At 35.1% G+C, this 19,417-nt stretch carries 20 protein-coding genes; 11 read left to right on the top strand and 9 right to left on the bottom strand.

Annotated elements, in window-relative coordinates; all coding sequences use genetic code 11:
* Window positions 1-17: 17 nt before the first annotated feature.
* The 3 genes from rlmB to GTR01_RS19440 all read right to left on the bottom strand — a co-directional run bounded on the left by rlmB (window position 18) and on the right by GTR01_RS19440 (window position 2,954).
* Complete coding sequence (rlmB, locus tag GTR01_RS19450) at window positions 18-761, bottom strand: 23S rRNA (guanosine(2251)-2'-O)-methyltransferase RlmB (RefSeq protein WP_160139420.1); 744 nt, start codon at window positions 759-761, stop codon at window positions 18-20.
* Between the two features lie 104 nt (window positions 762-865).
* Entirely contained in the window at window positions 866-1,336 is a 471-nt protein-coding gene (locus GTR01_RS19445) for a DinB family protein (RefSeq protein WP_047487264.1), read from the bottom strand.
* A gap of 280 nt (window positions 1,337-1,616) precedes the next feature.
* On the bottom strand, window positions 1,617-2,954 hold the full coding sequence (locus GTR01_RS19440; protein ID WP_160139419.1) for a peptide-N-glycosidase F-related protein: 1,338 nt from the start codon (window positions 2,952-2,954) through the stop codon (window positions 1,617-1,619).
* Window positions 2,955-3,193: 239 nt separating this feature from the next.
* Between GTR01_RS19440 and GTR01_RS19435 the strand changes: the two genes are divergently transcribed.
* The 11 genes from GTR01_RS19435 to GTR01_RS19385 all read left to right on the top strand — a co-directional run bounded on the left by GTR01_RS19435 (window position 3,194) and on the right by GTR01_RS19385 (window position 13,595).
* A complete protein-coding gene (locus GTR01_RS19435) occupies window positions 3,194-4,495 on the top strand; it encodes a hypothetical protein (RefSeq protein WP_160139418.1) in 1,302 nt (433 codons plus the stop codon).
* Between the two features lie 271 nt (window positions 4,496-4,766).
* On the top strand, window positions 4,767-5,771 hold the full coding sequence (locus GTR01_RS19430) for an AAA family ATPase (protein WP_066694641.1): 1,005 nt from the start codon (window positions 4,767-4,769) through the stop codon (window positions 5,769-5,771).
* Window positions 5,771-6,226: a GNAT family N-acetyltransferase gene (locus tag GTR01_RS19425; protein ID WP_160139417.1), complete on the top strand. Its 456-nt coding sequence runs from the start codon at window positions 5,771-5,773 to the stop codon at window positions 6,224-6,226. Before GTR01_RS19430 ends, GTR01_RS19425 begins: the two co-directional genes overlap by 1 nt.
* Window positions 6,227-6,356: 130 nt before the next feature.
* Entirely contained in the window at window positions 6,357-7,220 is an 864-nt protein-coding gene (locus tag GTR01_RS19420; protein ID WP_160139416.1) for a DUF58 domain-containing protein, read from the top strand.
* A 54-nt stretch (window positions 7,221-7,274) separates the two neighbouring features.
* Window positions 7,275-8,171 (top strand): BatD family protein, encoded by an 897-nt coding sequence (locus tag GTR01_RS19415; RefSeq protein WP_160139415.1) that lies wholly within the window; start codon window positions 7,275-7,277, stop codon window positions 8,169-8,171.
* Window positions 8,164-9,156, top strand: coding sequence for a VWA domain-containing protein (locus GTR01_RS19410; RefSeq protein WP_160139414.1), 993 nt, complete (start codon window positions 8,164-8,166; stop codon window positions 9,154-9,156). The genes GTR01_RS19415 and GTR01_RS19410 overlap by 8 nt, the downstream gene beginning before the upstream one ends.
* Window positions 9,156-10,163 carry a vWA domain-containing protein gene (locus GTR01_RS19405; RefSeq protein ID WP_160139413.1) on the top strand — a complete coding sequence of 336 codons (1,008 nt, stop codon included), beginning with the start codon at window positions 9,156-9,158 and terminating at the stop codon, window positions 10,161-10,163. Before GTR01_RS19410 ends, GTR01_RS19405 begins: the two co-directional genes overlap by 1 nt.
* A 99-nt stretch (window positions 10,164-10,262) precedes the next feature.
* Window positions 10,263-11,006: a tetratricopeptide repeat protein gene (locus GTR01_RS19400; protein ID WP_160139412.1), complete on the top strand. Its 744-nt coding sequence runs from the start codon at window positions 10,263-10,265 to the stop codon at window positions 11,004-11,006.
* Window positions 11,006-12,745, top strand: coding sequence for a BatD family protein (locus tag GTR01_RS19395; RefSeq protein ID WP_160139411.1), 1,740 nt, complete (start codon window positions 11,006-11,008; stop codon window positions 12,743-12,745). The genes GTR01_RS19400 and GTR01_RS19395 overlap by 1 nt, the downstream gene beginning before the upstream one ends.
* A 44-nt stretch (window positions 12,746-12,789) precedes the next feature.
* On the top strand, window positions 12,790-13,392 hold the full coding sequence (locus tag GTR01_RS19390; RefSeq protein WP_160139410.1) for a MarC family protein: 603 nt from the start codon (window positions 12,790-12,792) through the stop codon (window positions 13,390-13,392).
* A 5-nt stretch (window positions 13,393-13,397) separates the two neighbouring features.
* Window positions 13,398-13,595 (top strand): hypothetical protein, encoded by a 198-nt coding sequence (locus GTR01_RS19385; protein WP_123318294.1) that lies wholly within the window; start codon window positions 13,398-13,400, stop codon window positions 13,593-13,595.
* A 399-nt stretch (window positions 13,596-13,994) separates the two neighbouring features.
* On the opposite strand, the gene GTR01_RS19380 is transcribed toward GTR01_RS19385, so the two are convergent.
* The 6 genes from GTR01_RS19380 to GTR01_RS19355 form a co-directional block, all read right to left on the bottom strand.
* Window positions 13,995-14,963 carry a chorismate-binding protein gene (locus tag GTR01_RS19380; protein ID WP_160139409.1) on the bottom strand — a complete coding sequence of 323 codons (969 nt, stop codon included), beginning with the start codon at window positions 14,961-14,963 and terminating at the stop codon, window positions 13,995-13,997.
* A gap of 26 nt (window positions 14,964-14,989) precedes the next feature.
* The gene (locus GTR01_RS19375) at window positions 14,990-15,865 is read right to left on the bottom strand and encodes a hypothetical protein (RefSeq protein ID WP_160139408.1); all 876 of its coding nucleotides are present in this window, start codon (window positions 15,863-15,865) and stop codon (window positions 14,990-14,992) included.
* A gap of 13 nt (window positions 15,866-15,878) precedes the next feature.
* Window positions 15,879-16,964, bottom strand: a complete 1,086-nt coding sequence (locus tag GTR01_RS19370) for an RNA polymerase sigma factor (RefSeq protein WP_160139407.1) — start codon at window positions 16,962-16,964, stop codon at window positions 15,879-15,881.
* A 212-nt stretch (window positions 16,965-17,176) separates the two neighbouring features.
* The gene (locus GTR01_RS19365; RefSeq protein WP_160139406.1) at window positions 17,177-18,235 is read right to left on the bottom strand and encodes a hypothetical protein; all 1,059 of its coding nucleotides are present in this window, start codon (window positions 18,233-18,235) and stop codon (window positions 17,177-17,179) included.
* A 102-nt stretch (window positions 18,236-18,337) separates the two neighbouring features.
* On the bottom strand, window positions 18,338-18,766 hold the full coding sequence (locus GTR01_RS19360) for a PaaI family thioesterase (protein ID WP_160139405.1): 429 nt from the start codon (window positions 18,764-18,766) through the stop codon (window positions 18,338-18,340).
* Between the two features lie 39 nt (window positions 18,767-18,805).
* On the bottom strand, window positions 18,806-19,390 hold the full coding sequence (locus GTR01_RS19355) for a 1-acyl-sn-glycerol-3-phosphate acyltransferase (RefSeq protein WP_129055399.1): 585 nt from the start codon (window positions 19,388-19,390) through the stop codon (window positions 18,806-18,808).
* Window positions 19,391-19,417: the final 27 nt, after the last annotated feature.

Genomic DNA, 19,417 nt, shown 5'->3' with positions numbered 1-19,417 from the left:
AGTGTTGTGGTATCGAATTAATTTATTTTCAAACTCTTCTGTCTTACCGCTTCATATAGAATGGCTCCACATGCTACAGAAACATTTAAAGATTGAGTTTTTCCTTCAATAGGAAGTTTTATTTTTTCGTCAGAATGGTGCAATACTTCTTTAGAAATACCTGTTTCCTCATTTCCCATTACGATAGCGCATGGCTCTGTGAAGTTTACATCGTAGATTAATTTTTGAGCCTTTTCAGATGCTGAAAATACAGTAATCCCACTTTGTTGAAGAAAATCTACAACATGAGCAAGATTATTTTCTTTACAGATCTTCATGTTATAAATAGCTCCTGCAGAAGTTTTAATTGCATCAGAATTAATAGGTGCTGCTCCTTTTTCAGGAATGATAACAGCATCTATTCCTACACATTCTGCTGTTCTGCAGATGGCACCAAAGTTTCTTACATCTGTAAGTCTGTCCAGAATCAGTAGGAAAGGAGTTTTACCCTCCTCGAATAATTGTGGTACAAGATCCTCCACTTTATGAAACGGAACATCCGAAATAAAAGCAACCACACCTTGGTGGTTTTTTCTTGTAAAACGGTTCAGTTTTTCAACCGGAACATAATTGGGACGGATTTTATTTTTCGCTAAAATGGCTTTCAGTTCAGCATAAATAGGACCCTGAAGTGCATTTTGCACAAAGATCTTGTCAATCGTTTTTCCCGCTTCAATTGCTTCAATCACGGGACGTAGCCCGAAAATAAAATCGTCTTTCATTGATTTGTCTAAAATTTTATGTTTAAGGTTATCGGGATTCGGGGTAGGTGATTCGTGGATAATTTCCACTTCAAATTTCCTGCTTCCTTTCTTCCCGCTTCCTACTAATATTTTTCTCCTAAAATTGCTCTTTTCTGCGCCATTGCATATCCATAATGCAGGCTTTCATGCATGTTGTTAAAGATAATGGCATCCTGAATGCTTTTCAAATCCATCCCGAAACTTGTGGTGTAGGGAGTGTAATCTGAAAAGAAATCACTGTCATAATCCTTCATTAAAATCTTCGAGGTTTCTGTGAGTAAAAACTCCAGGTCTTCTACCTCCGATTTTTGAACATTTAAATTAGGTAAAGTTCCCTTTTTGTAAGTTTCAATCCAATATTTATCAATTCGGAAAGGATTTCCGCTCAGATAATAATGCAAAAGCTGTTGAGTGGCAACTGTATGAGCAATATTCCAGTAAATATTGTTGTTGAAGCCATCCGGAATCAGCAGAAGATCCTCGTGGGACGTGTTTTGCAGGATATCTAAAAGGTTTCTTCTCACCTGTCTATGTGCTTGAAAATGATAATTCATTTTGCAGAAATTTTAATCACCAAAAATAGTTTAATAAACTGGAAATGACAATTTTTTGGATAAAGGATTAAAGTAAAAGTTCCATAATGCCATAAAAACACATTATTTATTATTTTCTTTTTACATGGAATTTTGAAAGGATCATAATGGGTTTCAGAAAATTTAACTTCTCCTTTTTAAATATTTATCAATTTTTATGATGCTAAAAACCCTTCAATGATTTTTGTCAAAGAAGGGTTTTTTATTATTTTATTAACTGTTTTATGAGTTTAATAAGTGATTATTTTTTTATGATTTTATGCTTGAAAGTAGTTCCGTCTTTCAGAACAATATTTAAAAAGTAAACTCCTGTACTATATGATGAAAGGTTGATCCTATTTTCTTTATGAACTTCAGTCAGTTTCTTTCCATCTATGCTGAAAAGAGTCATAGAAGCCACATCTTCCTTCGATTTTATAGTCACAAAATCAGTTGTCGGGTTGGGGTAAATGCTAACATCTATGGTTTTTACATCTTTTACATTTAATGTTGCATTACTTTTTCCCTGCATATAAACAGATAAGTATACTTCTCCTTGTTGTCCGTTAAAAACAGCAGTAGGGATAGTATGTTTTAGGGTGTGATTTCCTGCAGTCATGTTTGTTAAAGTAAACCCACGGATAGGAACAGCATTTCCAGGACACCAGTTGTTCCATGAGGTCCAGTCTTCAAAAGATTTGGGTACAGTTCCATAGATTCCGTTACCTTGTGTATTGTATACTCTAAAAGGTTCACATGATATTCCTCCTGGGGTATAGGTGAGTACCTGTACATCATCTATATAGGTGTAGTTTTGTCTTCTTATATATTCTTCACCGCCTGCATTGGCACCGTGAGGTGTAGAGATTACCACAAAATTAGCATTGGTAACAGCGGCGGGAAGGTTGAAAGTGACAAGTCTTACCGTTTCTCCAGTGGTGTCAGTACTATTATAGTTATTGAGTTTATTATAGGTTAATATGGGAGTCAATGTATTATAATCGGTAGGGTTGGCTCCAATATCTGTTGAAAAGAAAGTTAGATTCCCTGAAAAAACATCAATTCTGCCTGTACATCCTGCAACTTGTGTTTGTGCAGCATAAGGTACTCCAAAAACATCAAGCTCCATATACATGTCGTAAGCATTTCGCAATTCCGTATTATGGAACACGCTGTACAGGTTGCTGATATCGTAGGTGTAAGGAACTTCTATTGGAGAACGGTTTTTGTTCATGAACGGAGTAATATATCGGGCAGCTTCAATTCTTTTTACATTCGCATCATTCATGGTATAAGTTGACTGGTTTTTAGGAACCAGAGCAAGAAAAACTTCTCCCAATCGGTCATAATTATCACATAGAGCTCCAATGGTTACTCTCATGGCAATTTTTGCTTTAAAGGAATCTAGTTCTGTATCTGTAAGTTTCCTTGCGTATCTGGTATTTCCAAGTCTGATCAGGTCGGTGGGAACCGGTGTGGTTACCGTTGCAGCATAGCCATCATAATATACAGCATCTGAAATCAGATTTGTCATGGTGGTTGTCTGTGATTTGAATAAGCCTGTAAGGAATAGACTTGCAAAAAATAGTCTTTTATACATATCGTTGATATTTAATGTAAATATATTAAAATATGTATTAAAAATAATGATTGTTTGTTTTTGTTTTTGGATTTACAATTGTTTTGTTGTTAAATGTTTAAATACTTTAACTGAATGGCGATATTTGTGCTGAAAGTATTCATATTAATTAATAGATACGATTGAATAATTTTTTTTATTACAAGAATCAATATTTTATTGTTAAATTAGCATTGTATTCAATAGTAATATTATTAATGATGAAAAGAATTTTACTTTTATCTCTGTTCTTTGCAGTGTTTACTGTTAATGCTCAGATCAATATCAATATCGGAAGTGGAAGTGTAGGGGCTGCACCAATAAGCAGCTTTTTTTCGTATTCTTATGTTCAGCAGATTTTTCCCAAGCAAGAGGTGAATGCCACTGCTGCCGGAAATATTACAGGTCTTACCTTTTATCTTGATCCTACTGCAACGATTAATGATTCTTCCAATTGGACTGTTTATCTTGGTCATACCCCCAAAGTATCGTTTGCATCCGGTACTGATTGGGTTCCTGCAGCTGAATTAACTCAAGTATTTACAGGTACAGTTAATAAGAATGGGAATAAGGTAGAAGTAGTTTTCACAACGCCATTCGCATATAATAATATTGATAATTTGGTGGTGGCTGCAAAAGAAAATTCGCCAAGTATTGACATTAATAATTTTGATGAAGCCTTTCGTGTTTACCCTTATTTGCAAAACTCAACTCTAATTTACAAAGGGGATCGTGCTGTTGTTGATCCGGCATCGCCACCAGGAGGTATTAGAGTAGATTATAAATCTGCAATAACAATTTCAGGTTTAACGGCTAATCTTACTCCAGGTTGTCCTTTTGTGATTTCCCCAGTTAATAATGCTCAATTTGTAACATTGTCACCTGTGATTACCTGGCAATCAGTGATGGGTGCCAACTCTTACAGGTTGTCTTTAGGTACAACTCCTGGAGGAACGGATGTTATTAATCATCAGACTGTAAATGGAGCGGGATATAATCTTTCTCCGTCTATTGTTCTTAATCGTGATACTACTTATTATTTAAAAGTAACAGCTGTGTCTGCTAACGGAGAATCGGCAGGTTGTACAGAATATACATTCAAGACCATTCCTCCCATACCAGTAAATGATGCTTGTTCTGGTGCTTTACTTGCTTCTGCATTTCCTTATACATATGTACAGGCTGATGGGATGTCTTCCACAAATAACAATGGCTTTATATTGGCTTGTGCTAATGATGGAATGAATGATGGGCTATGGTTTAAACTGATAGGAGATGGTGGTCAGTATACAATTAAAGCTACTCCTTCGGCGGCCTCTTTTGACCCTAAAATTGGAGTGTATAGCGGAACTTGCAGTAGTTTGACTTGTGTAGGAACAATGGATAATGGCGGTGGCGGCTCTGCTGAAACAATGACGATTACAACAGTAGCAGGAACTGAATATTTTATCAATATAGGATCTTACGAAGATTCAGTAGATAAGCCTGAGGGTGCATTTACCATAAATATTACGAAATTATAATCTTACTATTAAGGTTTTCCTTTTAGAATAAATGTAAATGAATATTAAAGTGTTGTGGCAATTATTTGTCACAACATTTTTTATAATAGATTGAATAAGAATATAAAAGATTAAAATATGAGGATAGAATTATCGTAATAAAATTTATAATGAATTCAAAATAACTTGTTAAACCCGGAATATTTAACAAACTTTAACTCAAATATGGCATTGATTATGTTGATTAATGCAAGTATTTATCAGAAATTTACCACTTATTTTAAATCAAGCTATGTCAGATACATATCAAGCCGAGGATATCCGTCAGTTGACGGAAAAAGTAAAAGAAAAAAACTACTTATTTTCTCTTCTAAGACAGGAAATCAACAAGGTGATTATTGGACAGGAATACATGGTAGACCGTCTATTGGTAGGGCTTTTAGGAAATGGCCACGTTCTTTTGGAAGGAGTTCCGGGACTGGCAAAAACCTTAGCCATCAAAACCCTGGCAGATGCTGTTCATGGTGAGTTTTCAAGAATTCAGTTTACACCGGATCTTCTTCCTGCAGATGTTGTAGGAACTATGATTTTCAATATCAAAGACAATGATTTCTCTATCAAAAAAGGCCCTGTGTTCGCGAACTTTGTTCTTGCAGATGAGATCAACCGTGCTCCTGCAAAAGTACAGTCAGCACTGTTAGAAGTAATGCAGGAAAAACAGGTGACAATTGGGGATGAAACGATGAAGCTTCCAAAACCATTTTTGGTATTGGCTACTCAGAACCCGATTGATCAGGAAGGAACCTATCTGTTGCCGGAAGCACAAAGTGACCGTTTTATGCTGAAATGCACCATAGATTATCCTGCTTTTGAAGATGAGAGACAGGTGATGAGAATGGTTTCTACTTCTCATCAGCCAACGGTAAAGCCCGTTATTTCACTTCAGGATATTGTAGATGCAAAAGAATTGATTAATCAGATCTATCTGGATGAAAAAATAGAAAAATATATTCTGGATATGGTATTTGCAACACGTTATCCGGAAAACTATGGATTATCCGAATTGAAAAACTATATCAGTTTTGGGGCTTCTCCAAGAGCATCTATCAACCTTGCTATTGCTTCAAGAGCATATGCATTCTTAAAAGGAAGAGCATTTGTGATTCCTGAAGACGTAAAAGCGCTAGCCAAAGATGTATTGAGACACAGAATGGGCTTAACCTTTGAAGCAGAAGCAGAAGAGATCTCAACTGAAGAAATCATTAATAGAATTTTAGCAAAAATCCAAGCACCATAATGAGTGACATTATCATTAGAAAAGCAGTTCAGGAGGACTGTGCTTCCATGTTGGAGCTAATTAAAGAACTTGCCGAATATGAAAAAGCGTTACATGAAGTAACGGTTACTTTGGATGAGTTTACTGAAGATGGATTTGGTACATCTCCGGTTTGGGGAGCTTTCGTAGCAGAATTGAACGGTGACGTTGTAGGGATCTCATTATATTATGATCGCTATTCAACCTGGAAGGGAAGAAGATTGTATCTTGAGGACTTGGTGGTAACAGAAAAAATGAGAGGAAAACAGATCGGAAAACTTTTGTTTGATGCTACAGTAGAATATGGAAAATCGAATGCCTATAGTGGAATGGTTTTCCAGGTACTAAACTGGAATGAACCGGCCATCAATTTTTATAAAAAATACAGTCCAAAGTTTGATGACGAATGGTTGAATGTATCTATTGAGTTTAAGTAATAATCAGAAGAAGGGAGTTAGAGGCTATAATCATATATTTAGAAGTATATTGAAAATCCCGAAACTCGTACCTCGAATCCCGGTAAACCTTAAACCCAAAAACTTACAACTTTAAACGTAAAAACCCTCTATGCAGATAAAAGATATTGTAAAAAAAGTAAAGCAGATAGAAATCCGTACCAGAAAAAAGACGGAGGCTGCTTTGATGGGGCAATATCACAGTGCCTTTAAAGGCCAGGGAATGACTTTCTCAGAAGTTCGTCCCTACCAGTTTGGTGATGAAATCAGAAGAATCGACTGGAATAAGACAGCTCGTTTCCGTGAGCCTTTTGTAAAGGTGATGGAAGAAGAAAGAGAACTGACCATGATGCTGGTGGTAGATATTTCTGCTTCTATGGATTATGGAACAAAAGCCCAGTTGAAAAGAGAATATGTAGCAGAAATTGCTGCCAGGTTGGGGTTTTCAGCAGCCGGAAATAATGATAAGGTAGGATTGATCCTGTTTGCAGATAAAGTATATAAAGTAATTCCGCCTCAGAAAGGAAGAAAACATATCCTTTCTATTATCAGTAATATTCTTACTGCAGACTATGTTCCGGCAGAATCTAAAATAGATAAAGCCCTGGAATATATGATGGGAATCTTTAAAAGGAAATCTCTGGTGTTTTTATTTTCAGATTTTCAGGATGAATATGATTCCAAAATGCTGAGAGTCGCTTCCAAAAAACATCAGTTATTGGGATTGAGAATTTACGATGAAAAAGACAATGAAATTCCTGATGTAGGGTATACATTATTATATGATGCTGAAACAGGGAAACAGATATGGGCAAATACTTCCAGTGCAAGATGGCGATATACTTTTGCGGAGGCTCAGAAACAAAAACTAAGAGCATTAGAAGAAGATTTTTCCAATAGTTCGGCCAGCTTTATGAATGTAAATACTGGTTCAGATTATTCAAAATTGTTGTATAATTATTTTCAGAAAAAATAACCTCGGGTTTTGCCCGTCAATAAAACATAAGGTGTTAGCCTTTATTATTTAACATTGAAAAAAATACTTTTAATATTATCTTTTCTATTCTGTGTAAATGCTTTTTCACAGGTGTTGTCCTCCAATGTAGAGAAGAAAACCATTGCTCTGGGAGAAACCAATCATCTTGTTATCAAGATTGATAATCTTAATAATGAGCAGGTAAGTTCTGCGCCCAAAAACGAGTTATTACCATTTCACTTTGAAGAAACCAAAGACAGTATTGGTCAAAATGCTAATTTCTATGAAAGAAATATAGAATTTGCTGTTTTTGAAGAAGGAAAATTTACCATTCCGGAACTGGAATTTAAAGTAGGAGGTAAGATTCTTAAAACAATCCCTTATGAAATAGATGTCATTAATACAGCTCAAAAAGCTGATCAGATCAATGATATCATGAAGAATAAAGAAGTGAAGCTTGATGCTAAAGACTATTGGGAATTATACAAGTTTTATATCTTAGCGGCATTGGCCGTGATTGCTCTTATCGTTGCGATTATTATGATTGTAAAATGGGGCAGAAAAGCAAAAAGTTCTCCGGTAGTAGCCACCAATCAAACCTTGAAAGAGTTAGACTCTCTAAAGAAGAAAAAATATATCGAAGGGGGTAATTTCCGTTCATTTTATGTGGAATTGATCGAAATATCAAGAAATTTTATTACCAAACAGTATCACCTTCCTGCGGATGTTCTTTTAACAGATGATCTTATTGATGTCATGAAGAAGAACAATACCATTTCTCAGGATAATGAGAAAATTATAGAAGAAGTATTTCTGAGAGGGGATTTGGTGAAATTTGCCAAGACATTCCCGGATCAGACAATGATGGAAAAGGATTTTGCAAATATCAGAGATTTTGTAAAGAGATCATCCAAAGATTTAGAATTCGAAAACTTGAGAAAGGATGTTTGATTTTGAGTTTTACAGTCCGTGGTTTTTACTGCTTTTTTTGCTATTTATTCCCCTTTTGATAAAAGATGCGGGTAAAAAGAAAAGAAAAGGCATAAAAGTTCCTACCATAAATAATATGAACCCCAGCAATGGAATACAGGGGGTTCTTTTTTTACTAAAGATATCAAAGTATATCATTCTTTCAGCGCTCATCATAGCTATGGCGAGGCCGAGAACCTTTACGGTTTCACAGGACAGAGATGATACCAAAGGAGTAGATATTATGCTTTCTATTGATGTTTCACTCAGTATGCTTGCGAAAGATTTGAATCCTGATCGTATTACTGCTCTTAAAGAGATTGCCGTTAAATTTGTTCAGAAACGTCCCAATGATAGGATAGGAGTTGTAGCTTATGCTGCAGAAGCATTTACCAAAGTTCCGGTTACTTCCGATCATCAGGTAGTGATTGATGAAATTAAAAACCTTAATTCTAACGGCCTTGAACCTGGAACAGCCATTGGAGAAGGACTTTCTGTAGCGGTGAACCACCTTACCAAAAGCAAAGCAAAGAGTAAAGTGATTATTTTGATGACCGATGGGGTAAGTAATATTGAAAATGCAATTCCGCCACAACTTGCGGCAGAATTGGCGAAAAGTAATAATATAAAGGTATATACCATTGGAATTGGAACAAACGGATATGCACTGATGCCAACAGCTGTAGATTTCTTTGGGGATCTTGTTTTTACCGAAGCTCAGGTAACCATTGATGAAAATACATTAAGAGAAATTGCCCAAACTACAGGTGGGAAATACTTTAGAGCTACTTCCAACAGTAGTCTTGAAGAAGTATATGACGAGATCAATCAATTGGAAAAAACAGATGTAAAGGTATCGAAGCTGTACAACTATGAGGAGTATTTCAAGATCTTCTTGTGGATTACATTAGCAATGTTGGTGTTGGATGCATTATTGAGATGGGTGTTTTATAAAATTTTAAGCTGATGAGTTGGTCTTTAGGAAATTTTTGGTATTTATTTTTGCTGTTGCTTCTGCCGCTGTTAGCTTCTTTCTTGATTCGTTTTTTAAAATGGAGAAAGAAAAAGAGAGAAATTTTTGCGGCCAGTCAGTTTCACGATAGTTTATTTGAAAAAAGTTCAGGATTTACAAAATTTTTTCCTGCATTATATTTATTGGGTACATTATTCCTGATCTTTTCAATCATTGATCTTCTGAATGGTTCCGAAGAAGTGAAAAGTAATCAGAGATTGAATAATGTGATTTTTATGTTGGATGTTTCCAACTCCATGAATGCAGAAGATATTGAGCCCAGCCGTCTCACAGAAGCAAAAAATCTGATGATACAAACGATGGCTAAAATGAAGAATGATAAGATTGGAATTGTCATTTTTGCCGGGCAGGCAATGTCTATCATGCCATTAACCACAGATTACAATTCTGCCGAAACCTATATCAGTGGCGTTGAAACTACGTCTATGAAGGTTCAAGGGACAGATTTTCTGAAAGGGATACAGGCTGCAACAGAGAAATTTAAAAATGTAAGCAAAGGATCCCGAAAAATTATATTGCTGAGTGATGGTGAGGATAATGAAGGGAATGATAATGCAGCCATAAGACTTGCTAATAAAGAAGGGATAACCATTACATCTGTAGGAATAGGAACAGATGAAGGAGCACCGGTTCCTGTATACAATGATGGACAATTGATGGGATATAAAACGGATGTAAACGGAAATACAGTTATTTCCAAAAGACAAACCGAAGCCTTAAACAAAATTGCCGGCTCTACAGGAGGAACATATATCGAAGGAAATAATATCAATGAAGCTCCGGACAGGATTATAGATGCGATCAATAAAAAGTCTTCCGGCTCGGAAACATTGGTGAAATCACAGAATGCAAACCACTATTATCAATATTTTTTAGCAGTATCTATTCTGTTTTTCTTTTTAATTTATATTTTTAATCCCAAAAATGATTTTAATCTGTAGTTCCTCTTATTATTGATATGGATGATAGTGGCTACTTTAACCGAACTTTAACAAATAAAACTCTGTTTCTTAACATATAAAGGAATACTTTTGCAAGTAATGAATACTAAAATCATATTTTTATCGTTTATAGTTGCTTTCTCGTTCTCAGGCTTTTTGTTTGGGCAGGAAAACTACCGAACTTTGGTACATGAAGGCAATCAAAAATTTGACGGTAAAGATTATGATGGAGCCTCTTCCAAATATATGGATGCAGTGAAATCCAATGATAAAGATTTTACCGCTCATTACAATATGGGAAATGCTTTGTACAAAAGCAAAAAGTATGAGGAAGCAAAAGCAGAATTTGAAAAGGCTCAGCAGCTTTCACAGACTCTTCCCGATAAGGCGGCTGCCCTTCATAATTTAGGAAATACCTATATGCAGATGAATCAGCCGGAAAAAGCGGCAGATTACTATAAAAAATCGCTTAAACAAAACCCTTATAGCGAAGCAACCCGTAAAAATTATGAGATTGCTAAGCTGAAGGAAAAAGAAAAGCAACAAAATAAAAGCCAGCAGAATAACTCTGGAAAAGGCGGTGGCGGTAATGACCAGAATAAAGGGGAAGATCAGAAAGGCGATAATAAAGACCAAAGGCAAGACCAGGGAAATGGCCAGCAAAACGAAGGTAAAAGTGACCAGGGCAATCCTCAGCAGAATAAGAACAACGAGGATAGAATGCCAAAAAATCTTGAAAATCAGCTCTTAGATAAAATTAACGAAAAAGAAAAAGAAACCGCCAGAAGAATTTTAAACAAAAATTCTTATTCGATGCCTACCAGCAACGAGAAAGATTGGTGATGAAACACAGATTGATTTACATATTGCTTACTTTAGCATCCGTAATTACTTACGGACAGGTAAATCTATCTCTTGATGCAGATAAAGCCGAGTACGGCGGAAAGGATATCGTAAACCTTACTATCATCCTTGAACTTAACGGAAGCGACCTTGTTCAACAGACAGGTTTTCAGCTTCCGGATCTTTCAAAATTCAACATTATAGGCAGCGGATCTGTAACCAATACGGTGATTGACCCAGCTACTAATACACTTATTACTCAAAAAGTTTCCAGAATTGCTCTTGAGCCTAAGAAAAAAGGAAAGATTAAAATCGGATCCGTACTGGTTACCGTTAATAATAAAATCTACAAAACCGAACCTTTCGACGTCAATATCCGGGATATTGTTGAAAAGAAATCTTTAGCCAGTAATACTTCCAATGAAGTGTATCTGAATATGGAGATTGAAGACAGGGATGTGTATCAGGATCAGCCTACCATTGCTGTTCTGAAAGTGTATTCCAGGAATATGGATAACCTTAGAAAGGTGAAAAATATACGTCTTCCTCAGCAAGATAACATCAATGTACATCCTATTAACTTTACAAAATCTGAAATCGACCCATCCGGTAACGGAAATATGGCCTCCCAGATTCTGGCCATGTTTATGGTATTTCCGAATGAGGCTGGATATGTTGAAGTGCCAGGAGTATCAGCATCAGTAAGCACCTACTCGAATAAAAATAAAATTGTTTCCAATAAGGTAAAGATTAATGTAAGAAAGCTTCCTGAAGGAGCTCCCGAATATTTTAATAATGCAGTAGGTAATTTTAAGGTAAACGTTTACAATGCCAGCAAAGAGAAACCAGAAGCTAAAAAACCACTGAATGTGGTAGTGAAAGTAACAGGAGAAGGTAATTTACCTGATATGGTACTTCCAAAAATTGCTTCCTCTCCAGATTATGAAGTTTTTGCACCAAAAATCACTTCAAAAGTTTCTCCGGGATCTTCAGGTATGAAAGGTGAAATTTCTGCCAGTTATGTAGTTGTTCCTAATAAATCAGGAGCTATTTCTATCAAAACAGAGCAGTTTGCATTCTTTGATCCTGAAAATAGGGAATATATAGATCTGGGGCAAAAGACATTGAATGTAAATGCTCTTTCCCACGATCAGGTAATGGAATCCCGTTCTACGGTAGAAAAGGTAAATGAGTATACCAATAACCTTTTAGAGACTGTTAATACACCAGTTTTAAAAACGACTTCGTTTCAGGTAAAAGAGAAAAGTAAATTTCACTGGAATATTCTTTTAACCAATATCGCCATCCTTTTAGGCTTATTTGTTGTATATCTGTTATTTAAGACTTGGCAAAAAAAACGTACATTAGTTAGAGAAACTGTATCTCAAAAACCTTTGGGTTCTGTGGCGGAAACGGAAAAAGAAATCAGAGAGTTGCTGAAAACGGATATCAACGATTATTTTGGGTATCTTGAAAACCTTAAAGATAATGGTGAGTATGAAAAGTTCTTTACGACATTGGAAGAATTGGATCAGGAAGTAAGAAACCAGTATTTCCAAGGCTCTATTGCTGAGTTTAAGACTTTTCTTGAAAAGCACAAAGGTTCTTCAATTGCTGAAGAATATGGAAAATTGCAGCAGAAAATTCAGATGGAGAAATATTCTCCTGTGAAATCTCATGATGGTATAGAGGAACTTTTGAAAACAATTGTTAATTTATATTCACAAATTAGCAAATAATCAGTTTATTTTCATATTTTTGCGAAATTTTTAATTACAAAGAGATGGAAATTTTTGAGGGTTTCTCTTTTAAAGAGATCGTTACCAGCTTTATGGTTCTTTTTGCCGTTATCGATATTATCGGCTCTGTTCCTATTATAGTAAGCTTACAGCAGAAGTTTGGAAAGATTGAAGCTGGAAAAGCTGCGATTACTGCCGGAGCAATTATGATTGTTTTCCTATTTGTAGGAAACAAAATTCTAAAACTGATTGGTGTGGATGTAAATTCCTTTGCCATCGCCGGAGCTTTTGTGATTTTTGTCATAGCTCTGGAAATGATTTTAGGAATTGAGATCAATAAAACAACTGAAGCAAAGGCAGCATCTATCGTGCCCATCGCATTTCCATTAGTTGCAGGTGCCGGAACTTTAACAACAGCACTTTCCCTCAGAGCTGAATTTCATGATATTAATATTATTTGCGGAATCATTCTTAATACAATTTTCGTATATTTGGTGCTGAAATCAGCGAAATGGTTGGAGCAGAAAATTGGAGATGCTACTTTGATGATTCTTCAGAAAGTTTTCGGTATTATTCTTTTAGCGATTTCAATTAAATTATTCACTGCTAATTTTGCCCAACTGGTGCTGAATTATGTTAATTTTTAAAAATTATGAAGAAGTTTTATAAAGTATTTTTAATACTGTTCATCGTTTTCATCGCTATTAATTTGTATGCTATCAACTGGCAGAATGACCTTATCGCTGATGAAGATAACATTAAGTTTGTATTTTCTGCATCTGCCGCTGCAATAGGTCTTATCCTGCTTTTCGTAATGGATACCTGGAGCCGAATCGGTGTGAAAAAGTAAATGAAATATTTATATAGATATAGCCTCTTTCGTTTCGAAGGAGGTTTTTTTATGGGTAAAAGATAAAAGATAAAAGATAAAAGATAAAAGATAAAAGATAAAAGATAAAAGATCTTGTCGTTAAACAACTTTTATCTGTGTACATATGCATGAGGATATCAACATCAATAGGGGCGGGCTTTAGCCTGGCCGCTCAATAAACCAAATAAACCAATTCATCGGCTTTAGCCAAAACCTAATATTAAAACACAAATAGTTTCACGAATGCAACAAAGATTAAAAGCAGATTTGATAACCATGCAATTTGCCATTCTGAAAGAATCTAAACTACTTTTTATCCTCTCGCTATTTTGTGTATAATATCAAAAAATCTATGGTAAAAGAATAGAATCCTTTCTGTTAAGAAACAGCCAGATTCTTTAAAATAGCTTCAGATTTCAGTTCTGTTTCAGTCCATTCTTTTTCCGGATTGCTCTGAGCTGTAATTCCCCCCCCTACAAAAACATGTACAGAATCTTTGTAAAGTCTTGCACATCGAAGATTCACGAAATAAAGAATGCTTTCTTCAGTTTCCACTTTGATATAACCTGCATAGAATTCACGGGGGAATTTCTCATATTTTCGGATATTTTCATTGCAAAAATCTTTAGGAATCCCACAAACTGCCGGAGTAGGGTGGAGATCCTGAATAAGGCTGTCAAGATCATTGGGCTTTATTGTGGTTTTAAAATCTGTACGCAGGTGTTTGATATTTCCGGAAACATGATCATACGTTTCAGATTGCTGAATCTGACCCGAATAGTTTTTAAGAATATTCTGAATATAAGTGGTAACCGGTTTTTGTTCTTCAATCTCTTTTACTGTCCATTCTTCAGAGGTCGGAAGGGTTCCTGCCAATGCCATGGTCTCAAACTCATGAGTCGTTTTGTTGAACTTACCCAATACTTCTGAAAAGGCTCCCATCCAGGCATTTTCACCATCATTAAACAGATATCTGAAGGCATTGGGATAGGTTTGACATAAATTATCAAAACTTGCCTTATAATCAATCGTATTAAAATCAGTAAAGATCTTTCTCCTTGAGTAAACCAGTTTGGGAAGATCATTTTCTTTAATAACTTCAATGACCTGTTGTAAAGTATTGCAGTATTCTTCTTTAGTTTCTGCTATAAAACCCGTAGCATCCTTTGTTAAGGATTCATTGGTAATCGAAAGATCATTCAAACTTGAAACATCAACTTTGATGATGTTTCCATTAAAGTTGATTTGATGAAGGCTGTTATAAGAATAAAAGTTGACAGCGTTTTTATCGGTTGTTTCCTCTACAGTATGCAATCCTTCGTTGAAGGGAAATTTGAAATAAATCATTAGTTATGAACAGATTTTGAAAATCATCAACCGGAAATAATATAGGAAATCCCGAAGTTGATTTTCCTTTCTGCAAAGGTATTATTAGTCTTAAAGATGTCAAAATTATATGAGCTGTTTTTTAAGGAAACATTGTCCATTTTATATTCCTGATATTCTAAAGACAATATCCATTTCTTCAGTGCTTTATACCGAATTCCCATAGCATATCCGAAATTGAACTGATTGGAGGTAAAATCCTCTTGTTTGTTCAAAATATGGTTTTCGGGTGCTAGAAACTGCATTTTATAACTGTTCTTATTGGCTAAAAGACCGATAAATGGATGGAAGTTTTTCCATTCGTATAATAATTTCAGCTGCAAAGCATATTCAAAATGTTTATTATTGAATCTTTGAAAAAGCAAAGGCTGAGAATCCTTTGTAAAATAATATCCATTTAGCCATGTGTCTTCTTTATTGGCATCCAGATCAAAAGTAGAACTCCAATGATATACATGAGCAGACAGCATTAATGAGAAATTATGAATGATTGGCCTTGAAGCCCATAATCCGATATTCACTCCAAATTGAGAATTACTTTTGTTAGGATCTTTAGCCCAGCTGCTATTTTTTAAACCACTTCCAATCTCTGCTCCAAACTGAAATTTTTTTCTAACGTAAACAGGTACTCCTTTTGTTTCATCTTTAAAAGACCCCATATCGAGAAGTTCTTTCCCTGTTATTATTGGTGATGAATGAAGAGAAAGTCCCTTGGGTTGTATTCTTATTGCTTTTTCAAGATAAATAGTATCATAAATGATAACTTTTTCATAAACATACAGAGTGTCTGCTTTTTTTCTTTGGGCATTGAGGATTTGTACAAGAGCAAGTAACAGGATAAAAATTAATTTTCTTAAAAACATGGTAGGTATTAGTTTATCTTTCAACATATATGGTGTCTCTTTGTATGATTTTCTTTACAACAATGATTTTTTTAGGGATATCTTCGTGGGTACTGTCCTTTATTGTTATTTGATGCCCCTTAGCATTTATATTGCTTGCTTTTTCTTCCGGAATGAATGTTTTTTCTATTCCAATGTTTGTCTGTTCATTATTTTGGTGTTGATCAGCATTGGGATTTGAATGTTGAAGATCTTTAGCTTCAATTTCTGATTGTGTTATTTTTTCTATTGTTTCAGGAGTTATGTAATTTCCGTATGTACCATTGCTTATAGGTTTGAACAGAAGTATTGATACAAAGGTGATGATACAAAGAGTACCGCCTGCTGTGAGCAGTCCCATTTTTTTTGAAATAAATCCTATACCTGTAGGAATTGTATACTTCTGGGGAAATGAATTTTCTGGTATTTCTAATATTTTTGATGTTGGTATTGAAAAATCTGAAAATTTATTTCTGAAGGTTTGTGCCCATAATAAACCACCAAAACCAAGGAAAATCAATAGTTGAGTAAGCTTTTTTCTCTTTCTTGGAGTACTCGGTTGTACTGTATTAAGCAAATGGTTTTGTATCGCCTTTTTTGCTCTTAAAAGGTGTGATTTCGAGGTATTGACTGTGATTCCTAGTTCACGGGCTATTTCTGCATGGGAATAGTTTTCAATACAATATAAATTGAAAACTGATTTATGATGGTGGGGAAGGATATCAATAGAAGAAAGAAGCTCTTCCTGTGTGAAATCATAAGCAAGAACATAGTCTTTTTCTTCACTGTTGCTCATGGCCAATGATGTTTCAGAGATTTCTGGTAACTCATCCGTAATAAAAGTTTCTTTACTGCTTTTTCGTAGATGTTGTAATGCATTATTGACTACAATTTTTTTTAACCAGGCAAAAAGCATTTTCTCATCTTTAAGCTGATGAATATTTTGGATGGCAGCTATAAAGCTGTCCTGAAGAATATCTTCCGCTGTATGAAGATCTTGTACATATCTACGGCAAATCCCCAGAAGTTTAGGGGAATGTATACTGTAGATTTTTTGCCAGTCGTTGGTTTTTACTATCAATCGTATTAATTTTAGCTGGTCATGATAGGGATGATCTTACCTCTAACATGAGTCTTATGATTATTTATTTCCTGAAAGTAAAGTTATTTCTATAAGTGTTATTTTATTAGATGTTAAAGTAATAAGGATAATAAAAAACAGTATATCCCCAAAAAATTTTGGGGAATATACCTTGCAGATTTCTCAATCCTTCATCTTTATCATCAATTGTGTTATTTTTTTACAACAAAGATTGAATTGAAGCAACCTCTCATTATATTAGGCAGACTTTGTGTTTCTACATCATTGATATAAAACTTTACAGAGGTCTGATTGGGATTGTATCTGGTGGTATAGATATTTTGATCTTTTACAGTGAATTGCCCAATATCATTAAATCCATTAGCATTATTTATCGAAACTAAAGTATTGTTCTTGTAATAGAAATCTTTACCGATGTAATATTTATCAGATCCCTCAAAATAGACCTGGCTGATTCCATTTTGAGCAATATTTGCCGGAATCTGTATATCATTTCCGGAGGTAATATTCTTAATAGATGAAATACTAAGAGTATAAGCATTAGTTTTAGTGATCATATAAATTTGGGAAGGATTGGATGGATCATTAATAAATTTATGAGGTAAGAGCTTATCCGTATTAAACAATGTATAATAAGTATTGTTATTGTAATATCCTAAATCCCATGTTACGGTGGGATAATTAGATAAATCAATATTTTTACGAATTGAAGTATATACGATATTATTAAAAACCTCTATCCCTCCGCTTAGCCTTACTGAACTTCCTGATCCGTAAGTTTCTAAAACCGTTTTTATCCCATTTTTCCAATAACAATACTGGTACTTATCCTGTGAAGACGTAGAAGAAGGATTAGTAGCTTTTCCCAGAAAATAGATATCGCCATTATGAACGATCATGTCAGAGTAGATCGCAAATTCATCATCAGCTCCTGCGTTTAAATACTCTGCTACATTATGTTTTACTCCATTTTTCCAGAAATACCATGCTGGTTTCGGATCTATCTTGTCTACATTTGTACCGAAAAGATAAACATCATTATTGTCTACGATAATTTTGGTTCCCATCAGATTTTCTCCGCCCTGCACAAAAGTCTGTTGTCCGTTCTTCCAATAACATGCTTTGAACTCATCTACACCGCCAAGATAAACGTCGTAAGATGCTGTTTTTTCCTGAAGAGTTGAATCGTCATTATTACAGGAGATACAGAATAAGAAAGCCGCTAAAAAAGCTAAAATTTGAATTTTCATGGTTGTTAGTTTCTTATAAGATGCAAAAAAATAAAAAGGTTGCAGTAAGGATATAAAAAAAGCCCAAATTTTTTTGAGCTTTTAATTCTATGTTTATTCAACTTATCTATGAATGATGTTATTCGTCATTGTAGTATGGTTGATAAGAGTTCCTTTTTCGTCCCTGATCTCAATCTCAGAAACGTGCATTGTTTTCCCTTTTCTGATGAAACGTGCAGTAGCGGTTACAATGCCATCTTTTTTACTTCTAAGATGATTGGAATTAATATTGGTTCCTACACCGTAATATTTATCACCATCAATGAAGATATTGGACAGGCTTGAACCTAATGTTTCAGCCAGTACACAGCTTGCTCCTCCATGCATGATTCCGAAAGGCTGATGCGTTCTTGGCAGTACGGGCATCGTAGCGGTAAGGGTTTCATTTTCGAGATCGATATCAATGAATTTTATTTCCATTGCTTTAGCCAGGGTTTCACCTCCCCAGTCATTAATGAATGCTAATATTTCTTCTTTAGTCTGACCTTTCATTTTTATAAAGATAAATGATGATTGATAGATGATAATTGATTATTCTCCAGTTCCCATAATATTAGGATTCCAGTTCTCAGGAACTTTAGGCACGATATCGTTTTTCACGTAATAATCCTGAATTTCCTGCATGATCTCAGAAAAAGGAACGGATGCAATTCTTTCATAAGGGATAGTGTAGCCCAGGTATACAATATTTCTCTTAAAATCTCCTGCAGCCAGTACAATAGGAACTTTTGCTGCCATAGCCATGTGATAGAATCCTTTTCTCCATTTTGGTACCCAGCTTCTTGTTCCTTCCGGAGTAATAACAAGACTGAAATCCTCTTTGGCAAACTGGTTGGCCACGAAATTTACAAGATCATTCTTTTGGCTTCTGTCGATACCAATACCTCCAAGTCCTTTTACAACACTTCCGTACCATGCTTTGGTATGAGCGTCCTTAATAATGATTTTTAAAGGTTTATTCAGAGACCAATAGGCAAAGTTTCCTAAAATGTATTCCATATTGTGGGTATGTGGGGCTACCACCAGGATACATCGGTTCAGGACGTTAACATCGCCTTGCAGAACGACTTTCCATCCTAATAATTTTAACATCAGTTTGCCTATCAGCTTTTTCATAGATTCTTGGGATTAAAAACAAAAAAG

This window comes from Chryseobacterium sp. c4a (assembly GCF_009900745.1).
Lineage (GTDB): Bacteria > Bacteroidota > Bacteroidia > Flavobacteriales > Weeksellaceae > Chryseobacterium.
Note: the sequence above shows the minus strand (reverse complement) of the source record. Positions and strands in the feature narration are given on the sequence as shown.